This is a genomic window from Streptomyces sp. NPDC046805 (assembly GCF_040645355.1).
Taxonomy (GTDB): Bacteria; Actinomycetota; Actinomycetes; order Streptomycetales; family Streptomycetaceae; genus Streptomyces.
Window position 1 is genome coordinate 120687 of the sequence record NZ_JBEYYC010000020.1, and the last position, 21379, is coordinate 142065.

Genomic DNA, 21379 nt, shown 5'->3' on the forward strand with positions numbered 1-21379 from the left:
CACGTGGGGCCGCTCGGCGACGGTGATGGTCACAGGACGACCACCGAGCGCAGCACCTCACCCCGCCGCATCTTGTCGAACGCCTCCTCCACCTGCTCCAGGCCGATGGTCTCGGAGACGAACGCGTTGAGATCCAGCAGGCCGTACAGGTACTGGTCGACGAGGAACGGGAAGTCCCGGCTCGGCAGACAGTCGCCGTACCAGGACGACTTGACGGCGCCGCCGCGCGAGAACACGTCGATCAGCGGGAGTTCGACCTTCATCTCGGGGGAGGGGACGCCGACCTGGACCAGCAGGCCCGCGTGATCGCGCATGTAGAAGGCCTGCTCAAAGGTCTCGGGACGGCCCACCGCGTCGATCGCGATGTCCACGCCGAAGCCGTCGGTGAGAGCGCGGACGGCCTCGACCGGGTCGGTTCCGCGGGAGTTGACGGTGTGGGTGGCGCCGAACTTCTCCGCCTGGTCCAGCTTCCTGTCGTCGATGTCGACGGCGATGACCTTCATGGCACCGTTGAGGCAGGCGCCCGCGATGGCCGCGTTGCCGACGCCGCCGCAGCCGATGACGGCGACCGAGTCGCCGCGGCCGACGTTGCCCGTGTTGACCGCGGCGCCGTAACCGGCCATCACCCCGCAGCCGATGAGGCCGGCGGCCTCCGGTCTGGCGGCCGGGTCGATCTTCACGGCCTGGCCGGCGGCGACCAGGGTCTTCTCCGCGAAGGCGCCGATGCCGAGGGCGTTGCTGAGCGGGGTGCCGTCCGGCAGCGTCATCGGCTGGGTGGCGTTGCGGGAGTCGAAGCAGTACCAGGGACGTCCGCGGCGGCAGGAGCGACAACTCCCGCACGGCGCACGCCAGGCGAGCACCACGTAGTCGCCGGGCTCGAGACCGGTGACCCCCGGGCCGACCGCATCGATCGTGCCTGCGGCCTCATGCCCCAGCAGGAACGGGAAGTCGTCCGTGATCGCGCCGTCCCGGTAGTGCAGATCCGTGTGGCAGACCCCGCAGGCCTGCACGTTCACGAGGACCTCTCCGGGCCCGGGATCGGGGACGACGATCGTCCGCACCTCGACGGGTGCACCCTTCCTCGCAGCGACTACGGCACGGACCTCGTGTGGCACGACAGACTCCTCTGCTGTTGCGCAGTGCACGATGGGTTGCACGATGGGGAACATATTGAGAACGGCCTCGGGGGGCCGTCAAGGGGTGCGCGTTAACCCTTGGCAAAAGGTGCTCGCCGGACGAAACGTGACGGACACACGGCGGCGCGGGACCGGGAAACCTCCCGGTCCCGCGCCGCCGTCGGCAGTCCGTCAGAAGCCGTAGCCCATACGACGCGACAGCTCGGCCCCCGCCGCCACCGTCCGCTTCGCCAGCTCCGGCAGCCGGTCGGCGTTCAGCCGGTACACGGGTCCCGAGACGCTGATCGCGGCGATCACCTTGCCGTCGTGCGCCCGGACCGGTGCGGCTGCGCCGGCGAGCCCCAGCTCCCACTCGTCCATGGTGGTTCCGTAGCCCTGCTCGACCACGGCTTCCAACTCGGCGCGGAGCATGGCCGTGCCGGTGATCGTACGGTCCGTGAAGCGCGGCAGCGTGCGCGCCAGCAGACCTTCGCGCAGGGTGGACGGCAGGTGCGCGAGCAGCACCTTGCCGCTGGAGGTGGCGTGCAGTGGGGTGCGTCTGCCCAGCCAGTTCTGCGCCGTGACCGACGCGGGGCCGCGCGCCTGCATGATGTTGACCGCCGCGTCGTCGTCGAGCACCGCGACGTTCACCGTCTCGCCCAGCTCGTCGGCCAGTTCCCGGGAGACCGGAGCGCCCTCCGTGGAGATGTCGAGCCGCCCGGCCGCCGCCCCCGCCAGGCGCAGCACGCCGGAGCCCAGGTAGTACTTGCCGCGGTCCTTCGCCTGAGCCACCAGGCCGCGGTTCTCCAGGACGCCGAGCAGGCGGAACGCCGTGGACTTGTGCACGTCCAGTTCGTCGGCGATCTCGGTGACGCCCGCCTCGCCGTGCCGGGCGAGGATCTCCAGCACGCTCACGGCACGGTCCACCGACTGCACCGCGCTCGCCGCTCCCCGGCCGTTCTGCCTCGCCGAACTTCCCGGGCCTTCTGCGTTGTCCGCGCTGCGGTCAGCCTTCTTCTGCGTGCGGGTCATGGCTCAACTCTCACCACCTGTCGGCCCTGTTTGGGCCGCATCTGCGGGAAGCCCTTGACGCGACGGTCGTCCCGCGCGGATTCTGTTGCGCACAGCGCTCGCTTGTGCGCCATGCGGAACATCATGTTACCGAAGCGTCCGTATCCCGGAAGGGCACGGACGCCCTGGACCGAAGACGGTCCGACACTCCCTTACCGCTTCATCGCCCGGACCGAAGCAGGTCCGGACCCCATGACTGCCTGCGCCGAGCCCGTCCGGGACCGAACGTCCCGGACGAGAGGGGGGCCCAGTGATTCCCGTCTGCCGCCTCGAAGACCTCCCCAAGGGCGGGTCCGTCCGAGTCGAGACCACCCCGCCCATCGCCGTGTTCCATACAGACGACGGCGAGTTGTACGCCATCGACGACACCTGCACCCACCAGGACGCCTCTCTCTCCGAGGGCTGGCTGGAGGGCTGTCTGGTCGAATGCCCGCTGCATGCCGCTTCATTCGACCTCCGCACGGGCGAACCCACCTGCCTCCCGGCACGCCGCCCCGTCACCACGTACCGCGTCACCGTCGAGGACGGCTTCATCCACGTCGACCTCGCTGCGGAGGAGGGTACGGCCGCATGAGGACCGTGACCGTCGTCGGCGCTTCGCTCTCCGGGCTGTACGCGGCTCGCGCACTGCGCGCCCAGGGCTTCGACGGCCGACTGGTGATCGTCGGCGACGAACCCCACCGCCCCTACGACCGACCTCCTCTCTCCAAGGACTTCCTCACCGGCCGCGCCGACGAGTACCAACTCGCCCTCACCGACGCCGAGGAGCTCGCCGAGCTGAGGGCCGAGTGGCTCCTCGGCACCCGCGCCAGAGGCCTCGACACCCGCGGCCGTACCGTGCTCCTCGACGACGGCCGGACGATCCGTACCGACGGCGTCGTCATCGCCACGGGCGCGACCGCCCGCCGCCTTCCCGGCGACGGCCTCGTCGGCGTCCACACGCTGCGCACCCTCGACGACGCCCGCGCCCTGCGCGACCGACTCCACCGTGGTCCGCGCCGGGTCGTGGTCATCGGCGGTGGCTTCATAGGCGCTGAGACCGCTTCCTCATGTGCCTCCCGCGGTCACGCCGTCACCGTCGTCGAGGCGGCCCCGCTGCCCCTGGTGCCCCAACTCGGGGTGGACATGGCCGCCGTGTGTGCCGCGCTGCACCGCCGCGGTGGGGTGGACCTGGTCACCGGCACCGGTGTCGCTGGACTGCGCGGCACGGCTTCCGTCAGCGGTGTGGAACTCGCCGACGGCCGCCTCCTGCCGGCCGATGTCGTGATCGTCGGTATCGGGGCCATCCCCAACACCGCCTGGCTGGCGGGCTCGACGCTCGCCCTGCGGGACGGCGTCCTGTGCGACGACGGCTGCGTGACCGCGCTTCCCCAGGTGGTCGCCGTCGGCGACGTGGCCCGCGTGGGCGGCACCCGTGCCGAGCACTGGACCTCCGCGACACAGCAACCCCGCATCGCCGTGGCGAACCTGCTGGCCGGACGCACCCTCGAGACCGTGCGATCGGTGCCGTACTTCTGGTCCGATCAGTACGGCACCCGCATCCAGTTCGCCGGACGGCGCCGGGACGACGACACCGTCCGCGTCACCGAGGGCGACATCGCCGAGGGTGGGCCCGCCGAAGGCGGCTTCCTCGCCCGGTACGAACGCGGCGGCCGTACGGTCGCGGTGCTGTCCGTCGACCGCCCCCGCGCCTTCATGCGGGCACGACGCGAACTCGTCCGTGAGGAGGAGCGGTTGGAGCCGGCCGCGCTCTGACGGCCGGCACACCGGGCGGCCGACGCACCGGCTGTCAGGGGTGCGACATCAGGGGTGCGACAGCTGCCCGGCGCCGCCCGGCCGGCCTATCCGCTCGCGGTCCCGCTCGGCGTCCCGTGTCCGACGCCGCGTGGACCGCCGTTCGCGCCGCAGTGACCGCGCCGTGCTACTGGGCGCCGACACCACGCCGTTGCGCTGGTTCCACACCTGGCGGGTCACCCAGACATCGACCGCGCCCCAGGTGGCCACCACCGTGCCGGCGACGTCGCCGATCACCATCGGGAACGCCAGCCAGGACCCGGCCATCGTGCACAGGAAGGCGACCATGGCCTGTATCAGGGTCACGGCGATGAGCAGCACCGCCCGCACGGCCGAAGTGCGCACGGGGTCGGGCAGCCTGCGCCGCCGCGCAGGCTCCTCGATCCACAACGGCCGGTGTCGCGGCTGCCGTTGCGCTTCGGCCGGCTCCGGATAGCCTCCACCCTCCGGAACGCCGCGATCCGGGGCTGCCGGGCTCCATCCCGCCGTCGAGCCCCCCGCCACGTCATCCTCAGGCGCCATGCGCCTCTCCGCCGTGCCCATCAACGCGTCACTCCCCACCGCCGGCAGACCGCTCACTTCGATGTCCGAGGACACCGGCTCCCCAGTGGCTGCCCGGCTTGCGCTGCTTTACGCCGCCCGGGTGCGGGATGCGACGCCTGTGGCCGAATCCGCCCCCCATTTCCCATAGAGAAGGACGAACGACGTGTCACGAAGATTCCCACCCTGCGAAAAATTTCGGCCAATCGTCTGCGGCAGCACCCCGGCCCGCCCCGCCCAAGCGCTCCGAATCGAGGTGATGATCTCCCGTAATGCCCGGACAACTCGCCATCTCCCGTCGCAGGTGCGGAAGTTCAGCCGAAGGACGCCGCTTCGAGTTCACCCTGGGGCGGTAGTAGGCTCGCCGCGTTTGTTGACGCACATGCGTACCCCCGTCCGCAGGGGGTCGAGCTGGGGGAGGCCATGCGCTTTCGCGGGACGTCGATCCGCCGGAAGATCATGGCGCTGCTTCTCGTGCCGCTGGTGTCCCTGAGCGTCGGCTGGGGATTCACCACGGTGCTCACGGGGCGGGAAGTGACCCGCCTGTTCCACGTGTCGCACGTCATGGAGGACATCAGCCGCCCCACCGAGGACGCGGTCGGTGTCCTGCAGCGAGAGCGCCGACAGACCCTCGTCTATCTCGCCGACCCCCGCGCCGCCGACGCCCCCGCCGCCCTGCGCCGTACCCGGACCGCCACCGACGACGCCCTCGCCAGGATCAGGAGGAGCGCCGAGGACCAGGACGTCCGCGACGGCATGGACGCGGACGACGGCGAACGCCTCACCGCGGCCCTGGACGCCTTCGACGGCATCGACTCCCTGCGCCGCAGCGTCGAGGAGGGCACCGTCACCCGCGCCCAGGCCTTCGACCTCTACAACCGTGTCGTCGATCCCTGCTTCGCACTGCTGGCGAGTCTCGACGGGATCGACGACGTGGACATGGACCAGCAGGCCCGCGCCCTCGTCAACATCGCCCGCGCCCGGGAACTCCTCTCCCGTGAGGACGCCCTGGTCGGCTCCGCCCTGGTGGTCGGCACGCTCTCCCGCGGCGAGACCCGCGAGATCTCCGACCTCGTCGCCCAGCGCACCCTCCTGTACGACATCAGCCTGCCGCTGCTCCCGGCATCGGAACGCGACCGCTACGAGCGCTTCTGGAAGGACGCCGCCACGGCGCCGTTGCGCGGGGCCGAGCGGGCCGTAGACGCCTCCGGGTCCGGGGTCCCGCGCGGCGTCAGCGCCGGGACCTGGGACGCCGCCGCGGGCAATGTGCTCGACGAACTGCGCACCCTCGACGAGCAGGTCGGCGACCGCTATCAACAGCGCGTCCACCCCGTGGCCATGGGCGTGATCGTCCAGGCGGCCGTGGCCGGTGTCCTCGGGCTGATCGCCCTCCTCATCTCCGTCGTACTGTCCGTGCGTGTCGGCCGCAGCCTCATCCGCGACCTGCGACAGCTCCGGCTCGAGGCGCACGAGGCCTCCGGCGTCCGCCTGCCCAGCGTGATGCGGCGGCTGTCCGCGGGCGAGCAGGTCGACGTGGAGACCGAGGTCCCGCACCTGGAGTACGACAGGAACGAGATCGGCGACGTCGGTCAGGCCCTCAACACCCTCCAGCGCGCCGCCGTCGAGGCCACCGTCAAACAGGCCGAGCTGCGCGCCGGGGTCTCCGAAGTCTTCGTGAACCTCGCCCGGCGCAGCCAGGTGCTGCTGCACAAGCAGCTCACCCTGCTCGACACCATGGAGCGCAGGACCGAGGACACCGAGGAACTCGCCGACCTCTTCCGCCTCGACCACCTCACCACGCGCATGCGCCGGCACGCCGAGGGTCTGGTGATCCTGTCCGGCGCCGCCCCCTCACGCCAGTGGCGCAAGCCCGTCCAGCTCATGGATGTCGTCCGGGCCGCCGTGGCCGAGGTCGAGGACTACGAGCGCATCGAGGTCCGCCGGCTGCCGCGCGTCGCCGTCACCGGTCCGGCCGTCGCCGACCTCACCCATCTGGTGGCCGAACTCCTGGAGAACGCGACGATGTTCTCGCCGCCGCACACCGCGGTCCAGGTCCTCGGCGAGCGCGTCGCCAACGGCTTCACGTTGGAGATCCACGACCGCGGCCTCGGTATGACGGCCGAAGCCCTGCTCGACGCCAACCTGCGGCTCGCCGAGACCCCGGAGTTCGAACTCTCCGACACCGACCGGCTCGGCCTGTTCGTGGTCGGCCGCCTCGCCCAGCGTCAGAACGTCCGCGTCTCGTTGCAGCCGTCCCCCTACGGCGGCACCACCGCCGTCGTGTTCATCGCCGACGCGTTGCTGACGGACGACGTCCCCGACACCAACGGCCTCGGCTTCCGCCTCGACCGGGTCCGGCCCGCCGAGAAGGACGAGCTGAAGGAGCGTCGCAGCACCGCCCCGGCCCAGCCGCCCGCGGTGCTGCCGGGCCGGCCCGCCGCGCTCCTCGACGGGCCGGTGGAGCTGGAGGCGCCCGTCGACCTCGACGCCCTCGACGGCTTCCCGGACGCGCTCTCCGACGAGGACGGCGAACACGGCGGGCCGTTCCGCCCCCACCGCTCCATCGCCCGCGCGGACGACGAGGCCCCGGCCCGGCCGAACGCCCCGTACCGGCAGACCTCCGACGCCACCGAGCGACCGGAAGCCGACGACCGGCCGAGCGTGCCCGTGCCGCTGCCCCGTGGGCGCGCGCCCAAGCTGGTCAGCTCCCACGGCAAGCCCGTCGCCGACCACCGCTCCCGTCGCGGCGACGCCGACGAGGAGCCCCCGAACACCCCGGGCCACACCGAACCGGCTGCGTTGGCCCCGCTGCCGACCCGCCGCCGGAGCACCCCGTCCGGGCCCCCCGGTGCTGGAGTCGCCGATCGCGTCGACGCACGGACGGAATCTCCGACCGGCGGCCCGGGCGGCCCGGGCGAGCCGTCCGAGGGATGCGCGCTGCCACGGCAGAGCCGGCCCACGGATGCTCCCGATGGCGGGGCGGGCGATTTCACCCCACCAGGCGGCAGCACTCCCGGGGAGAGCGGAGCCGGTATGGGACCGCTGCCCCGGCGCGTACGGCAGGCGAACCTGGCCCCGCAGCTGCGGCAGGCCCCCGGCCGGCCGGCCGAGCGCACGGCGGAGCCCGCCGAGCGCGACGCGGACGAAGTCCGCAGCCGCATGGCCTCGCTCCAGCGCGGCTGGCAGCGCGGCCGCGAGGAGAACCACGCGGGCGACCGGGCCCGCAACGGCACCGCACAAGGAACGAGCAAGGGGGACGGTCGATGACCGCACCGAACACGACCGACCAGATCGCCACGCACAAGGGGGAGCTGAACTGGCTCCTCGACGACCTCGTGACCCGCGTCGCCAGCATCCGCAAGGCCATCGTGCTTTCCAGCGACGGCCTGGCCACCGGCGTGTCCGAGGACCTGACCAGGGAGGACGGCGAACATCTGGCCGCCGTCGCCTCCGGATTCCACAGCCTGGCCAAGGGCGTGGGCCGCCACTTCGAGGCGGGCAGCGTCCGGCAGACGGTCGTCGAACTCGACGATGCCTTCCTGTTCGTGACGGCCGCCGGCGACGGAAGCTGCCTCGCCGTCCTGTCGGACGCGGACTCCGACGTCGGCCAGGTGGCGTACGAGATGACGCTCCTCGTCAAGCGGGTCGGTGCGCATCTGAGGGCCGCTCCGCGCGCCGACCTGCCCGCAGGCGGGTAGTGGGACGACATGAGCGCAGACGGCCGGGAGGGAAGCAACTGGTTCGACGACGACGCCGGACCGGTCGTCCGCCCCTACGCCATGACGCGCGGCCGCACCACCAGTGCGGCCCAGCACCGCCTCGACGTGATCGCGCTGGTCGTCACCGAACCCCACGCCGACGATCCGGAAGCGGACCAGACGCTGGCCCCTGAACACGTGGACATCGTCGAACTCTGCCGTCACGCCCCGCAGTCGGTCGCCGAGCTCGCCGCGGAACTGGACCTGCCCATCGGAGTGGTGCGGGTCCTCGTGGGCGACCTCGTAGACGCGGAACTCGTCCATGTCACACGCCCGGTGCCCCCGGCGGAGCTGCCGGACGAGAGTATTCTGCGCGACGTGATCAACGGCCTCCGGGCGCTGTGACCGGCGCGGAAGCGGAGTACTGACGTGACAGGCTGGCAGTTCTGGGTCGACCGAGGCGGTACCTTCACCGACATCGTCGCGCGCCGCCCGGACGGCCGCCTGCTCACGCACAAACTGCTGTCCGTCAACCCCAGGTACGCCGACGCGGCCGTCGCCGGCGTACGGGAACTCCTCGACGGCCCGAAGGAGTCCATCGAGGCCGTCCGCATGGGCACGACGGTCGCCACCAACGCGCTCCTGGAACGCAAGGGCGAGCGCACCCTCCTCGTCATCACCCGGGGCTTCCGCGACGCCCTGCGCATCGCCTACCAGAACCGCCCTCGCATCTTCGCCCGCCGCATCGACCTCCCCGAGCTGCTGTACGAGCGGGTCGTCGAGGTCGACGAGCGGATCGCCGCCGACGGAACCGTCCTGCGCGCCCCCGACCTGGACGTCCTCCGCGGCCCGCTCCAGGAGGCGTACGAGGACGGCATCCGCGCGGTCGCCGTCGTCTGCATGCACAGCCACCTGCACCCCGCTCACGAGCAGGCGATCGGTGAGCTGGCCGCCGACACCGGCTTCCCGCAGATCTCGCTCTCCAGTGAGGTCAGCCCGCTCATGAAGCTCGTCCCGCGCGGGGACACCGCCGTCGTCGACGCCTACCTGTCGCCCGTGCTGCGCCGTTACGTCCGGCACATCGGCGACGAACTCGAGGGCGTGCGGCTGATGTTCATGCAGTCCAACGGCGGCCTCGCCGAAGCCGGTCAGTTCCGCGGCAAGGACGCCATCCTGTCCGGGCCGGCCGGCGGCATCGTCGGGATGGCCCGGATGTCGCAGCTCGCCGGCTTCGACCGCGTCATCGGCTTCGACATGGGCGGCACGTCCACGGACGTCTCGCACTTCGCCGGCGCGTACGAACGCGTCTTCACCACGCAGATCGCCGGCGTCCGGCTGCGCGCACCCATGCTGGACATCCAAACCGTCGCCGCGGGCGGCGGGTCGGTCCTGCACTTCGACGGCTCCCGCTACCGCGTGGGGCCGGACTCGGCGGGCGCGGATCCGGGCCCCGCCTGCTACCGCGCCGGCGGCCCGCTCGCCGTCACCGACGCCAACGTCATGCTCGGCCGCATCCAATCCGCCCACTTCCCCAAGGTGTTCGGCCCCGACGGTGACCAGGCCCTGGACGACGCACTCGTCCGTGACCGCTTCATCGCGCTCGCGGGCGAGATCCGCGCACAGACCGGGGACGACCGCACCCCGGAGCAGGTCGCCGAGGGCTACCTGCAGATCGCCGTCGCCAACATCGCCAACGCCGTCAAGCGCATCTCCGTGCAGAAGGGCCACGACGTCACCCGCTACGCCCTGACCACCTTCGGTGGTGCGGGCGGTCAGCACGCGTGCATGGTCGCCGACTCGCTCGGCATCCGCACCGTCCTGGTGCCGCCCATGGCCGGTGTCCTCTCCGCGCTCGGCATCGGCCTCGCCGACACCACGGCGATGCGCGAACAGTCCGTAGAGGCCCCCCTGGAGGCCGCCGCCATGCCCGGCGTCCGGCGGACGGCCGACGACCTGGAGAGCGCGGCCCGCGCCGAGCTCCTCGCCGAGGACATCCCCGAGGACCGCATCGAGGTCACCCGACGCGCCCAGCTCCGCTACGACGGCACGGACACCACGCTCACCGTCGAGCTGACCGAGCCCGACACCATGAGGCAAGCCTTCGAAGAACGTCATCGCGCCACGTACTCCTTCACCCTCGACCGACCGATCGTCGTCGAAGCCCTCTCCGTCGAAGCCACCGGCATCACCGAACCCCCCGATCTCTCCGCCCTCGCCCCCTACGAGGGCCGGCCCGCCGCCCCCGAGACCGTCCGCCTGCACACGGGCGGCGCCTGGCGCGACGTACCCCTCCACCGCCGCGAGGACCTTCCCCCCGGCGCAACCGTCACCGGCCCTGCGATCGTCACCGAGGCCAGCGCCACGACCGTCGTCGACGAGGGCTGGCGGGCCACGACGACCGACGACGGGCATCTGGTCATGGAACGGGCGGCGGTCACGCAGAGTTCCGAAGTCGACACAAAAGCCGATCCGGTTCTCCTCGAGGTCTTCAACAACCTCTTCATGTCCATCGCCGAACAGATGGGCGCCCGGCTGGAGTCCACGGCCCAGTCGGTCAACATCAAGGAGCGCCTGGACTTCTCCTGCGCACTGTTCGACCCGGACGGAAACCTGGTGGCCAACGCCCCGCACATCCCCGTGCACCTGGGCTCCATGGGCACCAGTGTCAAGGAGGTCATCCGGCGCCGGGGCGACTCGATGCGCCCGGGAGACACGTACGCGGTCAACGACCCGTACCACGGCGGCACGCACCTGCCCGACGTCACCGTGATCACCCCGGTCTTCGGCACGGAGGGTGACGGCATCCTCTTCTACGTCGCCTCACGCGGCCACCACGCCGAGATCGGCGGCATCGCCCCGGGCTCGATGCCCGCGAACAGCCGCACCATCGAGGAGGAGGGCATCCTCTTCGACAACTGGCTGCTCGCCGAGAACGGCCGCTTCCGCGAGGAGGAGACCCGGCATCTGCTCACCGAGGCGCCGTACCCCTCGCGGAACCCCGAGACCAACCTCGCCGACCTGCGCGCCCAGATCGCCGCCAACCACAAGGGCGTCGACGAAGTCGGCCGCATGATCGAGAACTTCGGGCTCGACGTCGTCCAGGCCTACATGCGGCACGTCCAGGACAATGCCGAGGACGCCGTCCGGCGCGTCATCGACGCCCTGGACGACGGCGAGTACGCCTACGAGACCGACGCGGGCGCCGTCATCCGCGTGCGCGTGCGCGTCGACCGTGACCACCGCCGCGCGGCCATCGACTTCACCGGTACGTCCGCACAGCTCGCCACCAACTTCAACGCCCCCTTCGCCGTCGTCAACGCGGCCGTTCTGTACGTCTTCCGGACCCTGGTCGCCGACGACATCCCGCTCAACGACGGCTGTCTGCGCCCCCTGGACATCATCGTGCCGCCCGGCTCCATGCTCGCTCCCGAGCCGCCGGCCGCCGTCGTCGCGGGGAACGTCGAGACCTCCCAGGCCATCACCGGCGCCCTCTACGCCGCGCTGGGCGTCCAGGCCGAAGGCTCCGGAACCATGAACAACGTCACCTTCGGCAACGAACGCCACCAGTACTACGAGACCGTGGCCTCCGGATCCGGCGCCGGCGACGGCTTCCCCGGCGCGAGCGTCGTCCAGACCCACATGACCAACTCGCGGCTCACCGACCCGGAAGTCCTGGAATGGCGGCTGCCCGTACGACTCGACGAGTTCGGGGTGCGGCAGGGGAGCGGCGGCGCGGGACAGTGGCGCGGCGGGGACGGCGCGGTGCGCCGCATCCGCTTCCAGGAGCCCATGACCGTCTCCACACTGTCCCAGCACCGCCGGGTTCCGCCGTACGGCATGGCGGGCGGCGACCCCGGCGCGCTCGGCACCAACCGGGTGGAACGCGCCGACGGCTCGGTCACCGAACTCGGCGGAAGCGACTCGGCGGACGTCGGCCCCGACGACGTACTCGTCATCGAAACCCCCGGTGGCGGCGGCTACGGACCACCGTCACCCGACCCCGATCAAGCAGGAGAAGAGATCGATGACCTTCGGGCGCTCTGAGCGCGGCAAGCCCCCGGTCGAGCCCGTCACGTTCAAGATCCTGGTGGCCGGCGGCTTCGGCGTGGGCAAGACCACCCTCGTCGGCGCGGTCAGCGAGATCAGACCGCTGCGCACCGAGGAGCGGCTCACCGAGGCCGGGCGTCCGATCGACGACACCAGGGGTGTGGAGGGCAAGCACTCCACCACCGTGGCCATGGACTTCGGCCGCATCTCCCTGCGCGAGGACCTGGTGCTGTACCTCTTCGGCACGCCCGGACAGGAGCGGTTCTGGTTCATGTGGGACGAGCTGTCCGAGGGCGCGCTCGGTGCGGTCGTCCTCGCCGACACCCGCCGTCTGGAGGACTGCTTCGCCGCCGTCGACTACTTCGAGCGGCGCTCCATCCCCTTCCTCGTCAGCGTCAACTGCTTCGAGGGGGCCCCTCGTTACCCGGTCGAGACCGTCCGCCAGGCACTCGACCTCGACGCGCACGTACCGCTCGTGCTGTGCGACGCCCGGGACCGCGAGTCGGTCAAGGACGTGCTGATCGGAGTCGTCCGGCACGCGATGGCGCATGCGGCCCAGCGCCGCGAGGCAGTGACCACGTGAGGCGCGAGCGCGGCCCTTACCCCCGCCGACCGGGGTAGGGGCCGCACATCACGCGGAGGCCACGCGCGCGTGCACCGCTTCACGCGCCCACGCGCGCGTAGGCCTGCGTGTGCCCGACGGATGCCTAGTCCGCGCCGTCCTCCAGCCAGCCGAAGCTCTTCTCCACGGCCTTGCGCCAGTTCTGGTACTCCCGGTCCCGAACCGACGCCTCCATCGCGGGCGTCCACTCCGCGTCCTTCTGCCAGTGCGACTTGAGCTCGTCGAGGTCGTTCCACACGCCCGTCGCGAGACCGGCCGCGTAGGCGGCGCCCAGGCAGGTCGTCTCGGAGACCCTGGGCCGGATCACCGGCACCCCGAGCACATCGGCCTGGTGCTGCATGAGCAGGTTGTTCTTGGTCATGCCGCCGTCCACCTTGAGGGTGGTGATCTGCACCCCGGAGTCCTGGAACATGGCGTCCACCACCTCCCGCGTCTGCCAGCTGGTCGCCTCCAGCACCGCGCGCGCGAGGTGCGCCTTGGTGACGTACCGGGTCAGACCGGTGACGACCCCGCGCGCGTCGGACCGCCAGTACGGCGCGAACAGGCCCGAGAAGGCGGGCACGATGTAGGCGCCGCCGTTGTCCTCGACGCTCGCCGCCAGCGACTCGATCTCGTCGGCGTTGCGGATGATCCCGAGCTGGTCACGGAACCACTGCACCAGCGCGCCCGTGATCGCGATCGAGCCCTCCAGGCAGTAGACCGGCGCCTCGCCGCCGATCTTGTAGCCCATCGTCGTCAGCAGCCCGTTCTTCGAGGGGACGGGCCGGGTGCCGGTGTTGAGGAGCAGGAAGCTCCCCGTGCCGTAGGTGTTCTTCGCCGTACCCACGTCGTAGCAGGCCTGCCCGAACACGGCCGCCTGCTGGTCGCCCAGGGCCGACGCGACCGGGACACCGGCGAGTTGACCGACGGCGGTCCCGTAGACCTCGGCCGAGGACCTGATCTCGGGCAGGACCGCCTCCGGGACGTTCATCGCGGACAGGATGGACGGGTCCCACTGGAGGGTCTCCAGGTTCATCAGCATGGTGCGCCCGGCGTTCGTGACGTCGGTGACGTGCCGCCCGCCGTCGGTGCCTCCCGTGAGGTTCCAGATCAGCCAGGAGTCGATGGTCCCGAAGGCGATCTCGCCGCGCTCGGCGCGGTCCCTGAGTCCCGGCACGTTGTCGAGCAGCCAGGCCGCCTTGGGCCCGGAGAAGTAACTGGCCAGCGGCAGTCCGGTCGACTCGCGGAAACGATCCTGCCCGTCCGAGCCGCCCAGTTCGTTGCACAGGGCCGCCGTGCGGGTGTCCTGCCAGACGATGGCGTTGTGCACCGGCTTGCCCGTGGCGCGGTCCCACAGGACCGTCGTCTCGCGCTGGTTGGTGATGCCGAGGGCGCTGAGCTGGTCGGCGCGCAGCCCGGCCTTGGCGAGGGCGCCGGCCACCACGGCCTGCACCTTGGACCAGATCTCGGTGGCGTCGTGCTCCACCCAGCCCGGCCTGGGGAAGATCTGGCGGTGCTCGCGCTGGTCGACGGCGACGATCGCGCCGCCGTGGTCGAAGATGATGCAGCGGCTCGAGGTGGTGCCCTGGTCGATTGCGGCGACGTACTGCTCGGCGGTGTCCGTCATGGCTGCCCCTTGGTCGCTGGGTCAGAAGGCTACGTTGTGGATGACGCCCGCGAGCACCCCGCCGATCAGCGGGCCGGCCACCGGGATCCAGGCGTAACCCCAGTCGGACGTGCCCTTGTTCGGGATCGGCAGGAAGGCGTGCACGATGCGCGGGCCGAGGTCACGTGCCGGGTTGATGGCATAGCCGGTGGGCCCGCCGAGGGAGAGGCCGATGCCGACGACGAGCAGCGAGACGACCAGTACGGTGACGCCGGACTCGCCGAGCCCCTTGGTGTCCCCGAAGGCGAGGATGGGCAGGACGAGCGCGAACGTCGCGATGATCTCCGTGATGAGGTTGGCGACCGGATTCCGGATCTCCGGGATGGTGGAGAAGATGCCGAGGGTCGGAGTCGGCTGCTCCGCCGAGCCCTTCTCCTCGACGTTCGCCTGGAACTGGGCGAGATACACGAGGTAGGTGAGGGCGGCACCGAGCATCGCGCCGACCATCTGGCCCAGCAGGTACACCCAGACCTTGTCCCACTTGCCGGTGTCTACGGCGATGCCGATGGTGACGGCGGGATTGAGGTGCCCGCCGGAGAGGGGCGCGGCGGTGTACGCACCCGCCAGCACGCCGAATCCCCAGCCGAACGCGATCACGATCCAGCCCGAGGCGCGTGCCTTGGAATATCTGAGGGTGACCGCGGCGCAGACACCGGCACCGAAGAGGATCAGGATCGCGGTACCGATGATCTCGCCGACGAATATGTCTCCATTGCTCATGGCGGCTCCTAGGCGCTGGCCCCGGGGATGACCCCGATCGTCCGTGCAGGAACGGTTTCCTTGGCGACTTCAGCCGATGGCAGGAGAGTTGTGGCGCCCTGCCAGGCGTCCGTGACGAGCGTGCCGTGGCAGCCGAATCGCCCGTGGGGGGACGGGCCATGGCACAGGGGAGGCCCGCGGCGCAGTACCGGATGACGCGGAGAATGTACGGCGATGTCGACCGACAACGGGAAGTGTTCACCGGCACCCTGTGAGCGTCAAGGTCGCGGACGGCAACGGTGACACCGACTCGCGTGAGCCTGGGTGAAGCCTCAACGGGCTTTCTTTGTACGGAGGTTCAGTCGCCGCGTCCCAGGGGGCTTCCTGTTGCGCAGCGTGATGCCGGCTGACATGCATCGGCACCGGGACGCGTGCACGGGGCAGTTGGGCTGGACGGCCCCGGCGCGACGGGCCAGAGCGACTCACCCGCGCGGCTCCGCCGCCGTGCGCCCCCTCTGTGCGGGCGCCGCCCCCGAGCCGCGTCGGATCTCGTGCCCGGGCAGTCCGGCCCGGCCGAGCACCCAGCTCGCCCCGCTCAGTGACTTCGCGGCCTTCTTGAGCGGTGCCAGACAGGCGGCCGCCTGCTGGTGGCCGGTCACGCTGCCCGGCGCGCACACCACAGTGGCCAGGGACAGCGTCACGTCGCGGCCGGCGGCCGACCAGGGGGTGTCGAGAACGGCGGTGACCAGCGGATCGAGCCCTTCCTCGTCCGCGAGCACCAGGAAGTCGTCCCCGCCGATGTGTCCCACACACGTGGTGCCGGAGGCCGCGTGCCGCAGCGCACGCCCCACCGAGCGGATCAGCTCGTCGCCCGCCGCGAATCCGGCACCGTCGTTGATCTGTTTGAAGTGGTCGATGTCCAGCCAGCTCAGCGCGCACGTCCGGCCGCCCGCGAGCCATCGGTCGACCTCGCCGGTGATCGTGTCCGAACCGGGCAGCCGGGTCAGCGGATTGAGCCCGGCCGCCTCCTCGACCCGAGTCTCGGCCAGGGCCCGCACGAGGTCCGCGAGCCGTACGACACCCACGCACCGCCCCTGCTGGTCGACGACCGCCACGTCGTCCGACGTCCGGTCGTGCCCGCCGACGGCCACGACGTCCAGGACCTGCCACGCCGTGGCGTCGACGCCGACCGTGCGTGGCGGGTCCCCCAGCTTCACGGCGGGCCGGTCGGCGTACAGCGCGTGCCCGTAGCGGCCCGACAGCGTCAGCAGGAAGCGGGAGCGGTGTACCGACCGGACCGGCACTCCGGCCTGGTCCACGAGCAGCACACCGGAGACCTCCGGCGACCCGGTCAGCAGCGCCCGTACCTGCGCCGCCGACGCGGTGGCCGGCAGCAGGGCGGCGGGCCGTACGAACTCCCGCACGGACGGCCCCGCCCGCAGCGTCTCCCCGACACCGGGCGCACGGGGTGGAACGTATACGTCCGCCGCGGGAATCCGGGCCGGCGGGGCGAACAGGTCGCCCTGCGCCAGCTGCATCCCGGCCGACAGCGCGGCGGCGCACTGCAGCTCGGTCTCCACACCCTCCACGCCCACCAGGGCGCCCAGTTGCTCGCCCAGTGTCCGCATCGCCCGCATCGCGGCCGGCCGTGCCAGCAGGGAGGCGTCGAGTTTCACCAGGTCGGGGCCGATGTCGGTGAGCAGCCGCAACGGTACGTCGCCGTCACCGACGCCGTCCGCGCTGATCCGGAACCCCTGCCCGCGCAGCGTCGTGACCGCCTCCAGCAGCGCCCATTGCGGCACGTGCGTGTACGGCGGCACGATGTCGACCGTCACTTCCCACGGCATACGTCCGGTCGCGCGGACGGCGTCGTACAGCGGCGTGAGCCCGCCGAACTCGGCGAGGGTGGCCGCGAACACGTTGATGTGCAGTGGGAGCAGTGTCTCCTGGCGGGCCGCCGCGCGGAGGGCCGACACGGCCAGGGTGCCGTCGAGTTCGGGGTTGCGGCGGGCCTCGGCCAGGACGTCACCGGTCTCCGGGCGGGCGAGTATCTCCAGTGCGGCGACCCCGCCGGTCGTCAGGTTGACCAGCGGTTGGAAGGCGAAGCGGAGAGTATCCGTCCAGGGGTGCACGGAAGCATGATGGCGCTCCCCGCGCGCACCGAGGCGCAGTTCATAAGACGTTCACGCAGGATTCCGGGTCGATCACACTGCGTAGGGCAACGGGCTTCCGGTGAAAGGGACATGACCGGGCTTCAGGGGTGCGGAGGCCACGCGCGCGTGGGCGGCTGTTCGGAGAACCGCGCACAGTGCTTCCCCGCCGCGGCCCGGTCCTGATAGATGCAGGAGACATGACACGACTCTCCCGTGCCGCACGCGGTCTCATCACCGCGATCGCCGCCCTGCTGACCGTGACCGCCGCCTCCGCCACCGCCCGGGCGACGCCCGAACCGAAGGCGCCGAAGGACTTCGTGGCCCTGAGCACCGTGGACCCCACGATCATCCAGGAGATGCGTTACTTCACCCCGCACAACTTCGTGGGCGAGCGTATCGACGGCTACGAACAGCCGATATGCATCCTCACGCGCCCCGCCGCCGAAGCGCTGCACCAGGCGCAGAGAAAACTGCTGAGCCAGGGCTACACCCTGAAGGTGTACGACTGCTACCGGCCGCAGCGCGCCGTCGACCACTTCGTGCGCTGGGCCGAGGACCTCGACGATGAGGCCATGAAGGCCGAGTTCTATCCGAACGTCGACAAGACCCGGCTCTTCGCCGACGGCTACATCGCGGAGAAATCCGGCCACAGCCGCGGCTCGACCATGGACCTGACGATCGTCAAGCTCCCGGCGAGGCAGACCCACCCCTACGTGCCGGGCCAGCCCCTCGTGCCCTGCTACGCCCCCAAGGACCAGCGCTTTCCGGACAACTCCGTCGACATGGGCACCGGCTTCGACTGCTTCGACACCCTCGCGCACACCCTGGACCCGCGCATCCAGGGCCGGCAGCGCGCCAACCGCCTCCTGCTCAAGAGCACCCTGGAGAACCTCGGGTTCGTGAACCTCGCCGAGGAGTGGTGGCACTACACCTACCAGCCCGAGCCGTATCCGAACACCTACTTCAACTTCCCCGTCTCCCGGAAGTCCCTGACCGCCACACACTGACGCGTCGATCAGAAGAAGACCGTGCCGCGATCGGATACAGTCCGCGCGTGTCCGAAACCAATCACTCATCCGTCAACTCCCGTCCGGACTCGCACTGTTCGAGCTGCGGCGCGTCCTACGGCGAGGGCGTCTCCGACTGGCCCCGCACCTGTCCGGTGTGCGGGGCCGTCGCGTACCGCAACCCGCTGCCGGTCGCGGTCGCCCTCCAGCCCGTGTACGACACGAAGGGCACGGCCCTGGTCGTCATCACCCGCACCATCGACCCCGCGCGCGGAGGCACCGCACTGCCCGGCGGCTACATCGACGAGCGTGAGGACTGGCGGCACGCTCTCGTCCGCGAACTCAAGGAGGAGACGGGCATCGACGCGGCCGCCCGGGACGTCCGGCTCGTCGACGCGCTGAGCTCGCCCGACGGGCACCTGCTGCTGTTCGGTCTCCTGCCGGAGCGCCCCGCCGACCGGCTCCCGCCGTCCAGCCCCACGGACGAGACCGAGGGCTGGCACCTGCTGCGCAGGCCCGAGGAACTCGCCTTCCCGCTGCACACCGTGGCCGTGCGGGCCTGGTTCGAGGGCCGGTACCTCTAGGGCCGGTGCTCACCCGAGCCCTCGAACACGCACCGGGTAGGGCGGCTCGCTCGCACCGTCCTCCCCTTCCCGCCTGACCACCACCCGCCGGCCCTCCCAGCGGGCGACGTACCGCTCGATCTCCGGCTCACCCCACCCGTCGCCCGCGTCCGGCACGACGAGCCCACCTCCGGTCCGGCCACGGGCCGGCGCCCACACCTCCAGCTCCAGCCCGCCGCCGTCGCCCCGCACGGGAAGAACGGAACCCGCGCGCGCGAGCACGGGAATCCGCGACAGAGGGGCGTCGACGAGCACCTGCGCCGGACCCTCGTACGCCTGCTCCGTGACCGTGTCGTACCAGCGCCCCCGAGGCAACTGCACCGCACGCCGGTCCGCGCCCGGACCGAGCACCGGCGCCACCAGGAGGCAGTCGCCCAGCAGGAACGCGTCCTCGCAGTCGCGCAACGCCCGGTCCTCCGGCGCGCCCCACCACAGCGGCCGTACATAGGGCGCGCCGGTACGCCGGGCGAGATGCGCCAGCGTCATGAAGTACGGCTGCAGGCGCCGGCGCTCGACGAGCGCCACGCGCGCGTGCTCCAGCACTTCGGCGCCGAACTCCCAGGGCTCCCTGCGCCCCGCCCGCAGACTCGCGTGCGTACGGAACAGTGGCAGATGCGCCGCCAGTTGGAACCACCGCAGATACAGCTCCGGCGACGGACTCCCGTCGAAACCGCCCACATCCGGTCCGGAGTACGGCACGCCGCACAGCCCGAGCCCCATCACCAGCGACAGGGACGCCCGCAGCCCCGGCCAGCCCGTGGCCACGTCACCGGACCACGTCCCGCCGTACCGCTGCATTCCGGCCCAGCCGGAGCGCGAGAAGAGGAACGGCCGCTCCCCGGGCGCCAGTTCGCGCAGCCCCTCATAAGCCGCCCTCGCCATGCTCAGCGCGTACACGTTGTGCGCCTCCCGGTGGTCGCCGCCGCGCCCCTCCAGGGCATGCCGGGCCGACCGCGGCAGGGTCGACTCACCGAAGGCGGTGAAGGAGGTGGGCTCGTTCATGTCGTGCCAGAACCCCGCGAAGCCCTGCATGAGCCGCTCCTCGTAGAGTGCGCCCCACCACTTGCGCACGCGCGCGTGCGTGAAATCCGGGTACACCGACTCCCCGGCCCACACCACGCCCCGCACCAACCGCCCCGTGGCGTCCCGCACGAAGGCGTCCACGCCCGCTCCGCTGTCGTACACGTCGTTGCCCGGATCGGCCTTCACCGCCGGGTCGACGATCGACACAAGCCGGATCCCGTCGCGCCGCAGCTCCTCGGCGAGCGCCGGCAGCTTCGGGAACCGCTCCTGGTCGACCGTGAACACCTGGTGCGCGTCGTGGTGGTCGATGTCCAGATGGACGGCGTCCAGCGGCAGCCCGCGTTCCTGATAGCCGGCGACGATCCGCCGCACCTCCTGCTCACTGCCGAAACCCCAGCGGGCGTGATGATGGCCGAGCGCCCACGCGGGCGGCAGCGCCGGTGCCCCGGTCAGCGAGGCCCAGGCGTGCAGCACGCGCGCGGGGGTACCCACCACGACCCAGCAGCGCAGTGGACCGCCGTCCATCCTGAGCTCGCACCGTCCGGCCCGGTCATGGCCGGAACCGGCGCCCTCCTCGCCCTCCCGAAGCGTCACCGTCCCGTCCCACGAGGTGTCGTGGAACACCAGATGCGCAGCCGCGTCGGCCACCACCAGCTGGACGGGCATCGTGATGTACAGCGGATCGTCGCCAGGGCCGAAGGCACGCCCCGGATCGGTGTTCCACAGCCGGTACGCGCCGTCACGCAGCCGGAGCCCCGAGGCCCGGCCCCCCAGACCGAAGAAGCGCGCGTCGGCGGCCACCTCCGACCGCTGCATCCAGCGCGCCGTACCGCCGCCGACCGGTTCCCACCAGCGAGGAGGCAGATCACGCCGCAGCGTCACGCCGCCGGGCGTGCACACCTCGATCGCACCGTGCCGGGAGACGACGACCGTCACCCGCTCCGCCACGACCCGCCACCCGCCGTCCTTGTCCGGCTCCAGCACCGCGCGGGGATCCGGCTCGGGGCAGCGTCCCGCGAGCGCGTACGACGGCTCGGGACCGGCCCCGTCCCAGCCCCAGAAGACGGCCCCGGTCACCGTGACGGTGATCCGCAGCTCGGACCGGCTGAAGCGGATCAGACCGCCCCCGGGCCCCGGCTCCACATCGCGCACCGGCCCGGGCACCCGCGCGCGCTCGGCGCCCCGCGGCGGCAACGCGACAGCGTCCGTGCGCCGCCTGCGCCACGCCGCGCGAACGGTACGCAACCCCTGAGCCGCCCCCGCCGAACCGACCACTCTCACCGAACGCACCAGGTCACGACCGTCCATGCTGCTCACCCTGCCACTCACCGCCCCACGCGCG

At 71.5% G+C, this 21379-nt stretch carries 16 protein-coding genes; 9 read left to right on the top strand and 7 right to left on the bottom strand.

What is annotated here, in order from left to right; all coding sequences use genetic code 11:
* Positions 1 to 29: 29 nt before the first annotated feature.
* Together ABZ910_RS22290 and ABZ910_RS22295 are read right to left on the bottom strand one after the other, a co-directional pair.
* On the bottom strand, positions 30 to 1115 hold the full coding sequence (locus ABZ910_RS22290) for an S-(hydroxymethyl)mycothiol dehydrogenase (protein ID WP_361367721.1): 1086 nt from the start codon (positions 1113 to 1115) through the stop codon (positions 30 to 32).
* A 192-nt stretch (positions 1116 to 1307) separates the two neighbouring features.
* On the bottom strand, positions 1308 to 2147 hold the full coding sequence (locus tag ABZ910_RS22295) for an IclR family transcriptional regulator (protein WP_361367725.1): 840 nt from the start codon (positions 2145 to 2147) through the stop codon (positions 1308 to 1310).
* A 289-nt stretch (positions 2148 to 2436) separates the two neighbouring features.
* Here ABZ910_RS22295 and ABZ910_RS22300 point away from each other — a divergent pair, with 289 nt between their 5' ends.
* Together ABZ910_RS22300 and ABZ910_RS22305 are read left to right on the top strand one after the other, a co-directional pair.
* A complete protein-coding gene (locus tag ABZ910_RS22300; RefSeq protein ID WP_361367728.1) occupies positions 2437 to 2760 on the top strand; it encodes a bifunctional 3-phenylpropionate/cinnamic acid dioxygenase ferredoxin subunit in 324 nt (107 codons plus the stop codon).
* Positions 2757 to 3941, top strand: coding sequence for an FAD-dependent oxidoreductase (locus ABZ910_RS22305; RefSeq protein ID WP_361367731.1), 1185 nt, complete (start codon positions 2757 to 2759; stop codon positions 3939 to 3941). The genes ABZ910_RS22300 and ABZ910_RS22305 overlap by 4 nt, the downstream gene beginning before the upstream one ends.
* Positions 3942 to 3989: 48 nt before the next feature.
* Here the strand turns inward: ABZ910_RS22305 and ABZ910_RS22310 are convergent, their stop codons facing one another.
* Positions 3990 to 4523 (bottom strand): hypothetical protein, encoded by a 534-nt coding sequence (locus ABZ910_RS22310; RefSeq protein WP_361367782.1) that lies wholly within the window; start codon positions 4521 to 4523, stop codon positions 3990 to 3992.
* A gap of 420 nt (positions 4524 to 4943) precedes the next feature.
* Here ABZ910_RS22310 and ABZ910_RS22315 point away from each other — a divergent pair, with 420 nt between their 5' ends.
* Genes ABZ910_RS22315 through ABZ910_RS22335 form a run of 5 tightly spaced genes read left to right on the top strand, consistent with a single transcriptional unit; the run spans position 4944 to position 12848 of the window.
* Positions 4944 to 7787: a nitrate- and nitrite sensing domain-containing protein gene (locus tag ABZ910_RS22315; RefSeq protein ID WP_361367733.1), complete on the top strand. Its 2844-nt coding sequence runs from the start codon at positions 4944 to 4946 to the stop codon at positions 7785 to 7787.
* Entirely contained in the window at positions 7784 to 8218 is a 435-nt protein-coding gene (locus ABZ910_RS22320) for a roadblock/LC7 domain-containing protein (RefSeq protein ID WP_361367736.1), read from the top strand. The genes ABZ910_RS22315 and ABZ910_RS22320 overlap by 4 nt, the downstream gene beginning before the upstream one ends.
* A gap of 9 nt (positions 8219 to 8227) precedes the next feature.
* Positions 8228 to 8623: a DUF742 domain-containing protein gene (locus ABZ910_RS22325; RefSeq protein ID WP_361367739.1), complete on the top strand. Its 396-nt coding sequence runs from the start codon at positions 8228 to 8230 to the stop codon at positions 8621 to 8623.
* A 24-nt stretch (positions 8624 to 8647) separates the two neighbouring features.
* Positions 8648 to 12262 (top strand): hydantoinase B/oxoprolinase family protein, encoded by a 3615-nt coding sequence (locus tag ABZ910_RS22330; RefSeq protein WP_361367742.1) that lies wholly within the window; start codon positions 8648 to 8650, stop codon positions 12260 to 12262.
* Positions 12243 to 12848, top strand: coding sequence for an ATP/GTP-binding protein (locus ABZ910_RS22335; protein WP_361367745.1), 606 nt, complete (start codon positions 12243 to 12245; stop codon positions 12846 to 12848). Before ABZ910_RS22330 ends, ABZ910_RS22335 begins: the two co-directional genes overlap by 20 nt.
* A gap of 124 nt (positions 12849 to 12972) precedes the next feature.
* Here ABZ910_RS22335 and glpK read toward each other — a convergent pair whose 3' ends face one another.
* The 3 genes from glpK to ABZ910_RS22350 form a co-directional block, all read right to left on the bottom strand.
* The gene (gene glpK, locus ABZ910_RS22340; RefSeq protein ID WP_361367748.1) at positions 12973 to 14493 is read right to left on the bottom strand and encodes a glycerol kinase GlpK; all 1521 of its coding nucleotides are present in this window, start codon (positions 14491 to 14493) and stop codon (positions 12973 to 12975) included.
* 21 nt (positions 14494 to 14514) lie between these two features.
* On the bottom strand, positions 14515 to 15252 hold the full coding sequence (locus ABZ910_RS22345; protein ID WP_361367750.1) for an MIP/aquaporin family protein: 738 nt from the start codon (positions 15250 to 15252) through the stop codon (positions 14515 to 14517).
* Positions 15253 to 15713: 461 nt separating this feature from the next.
* On the bottom strand, positions 15714 to 17363 hold the full coding sequence (locus ABZ910_RS22350) for a GGDEF domain-containing protein (protein ID WP_361367753.1): 1650 nt from the start codon (positions 17361 to 17363) through the stop codon (positions 15714 to 15716).
* A 218-nt stretch (positions 17364 to 17581) separates the two neighbouring features.
* On the opposite strand from ABZ910_RS22350, the gene ABZ910_RS22355 reads away from it, so the two are divergent.
* Both ABZ910_RS22355 and ABZ910_RS22360 read left to right on the top strand, forming a co-directional pair.
* Entirely contained in the window at positions 17582 to 18391 is an 810-nt protein-coding gene (locus ABZ910_RS22355; protein WP_361367756.1) for a M15 family metallopeptidase, read from the top strand.
* A gap of 47 nt (positions 18392 to 18438) precedes the next feature.
* Entirely contained in the window at positions 18439 to 18975 is a 537-nt protein-coding gene (locus tag ABZ910_RS22360) for an NUDIX domain-containing protein (RefSeq protein WP_361367759.1), read from the top strand.
* 9 nt (positions 18976 to 18984) lie between these two features.
* On the opposite strand, the gene ABZ910_RS22365 is transcribed toward ABZ910_RS22360, so the two are convergent.
* Positions 18985 to 21345: a TIM-barrel domain-containing protein gene (locus ABZ910_RS22365; protein WP_361367762.1), complete on the bottom strand. Its 2361-nt coding sequence runs from the start codon at positions 21343 to 21345 to the stop codon at positions 18985 to 18987.
* Between the last annotated feature and the right edge of the window lie 34 nt (positions 21346 to 21379).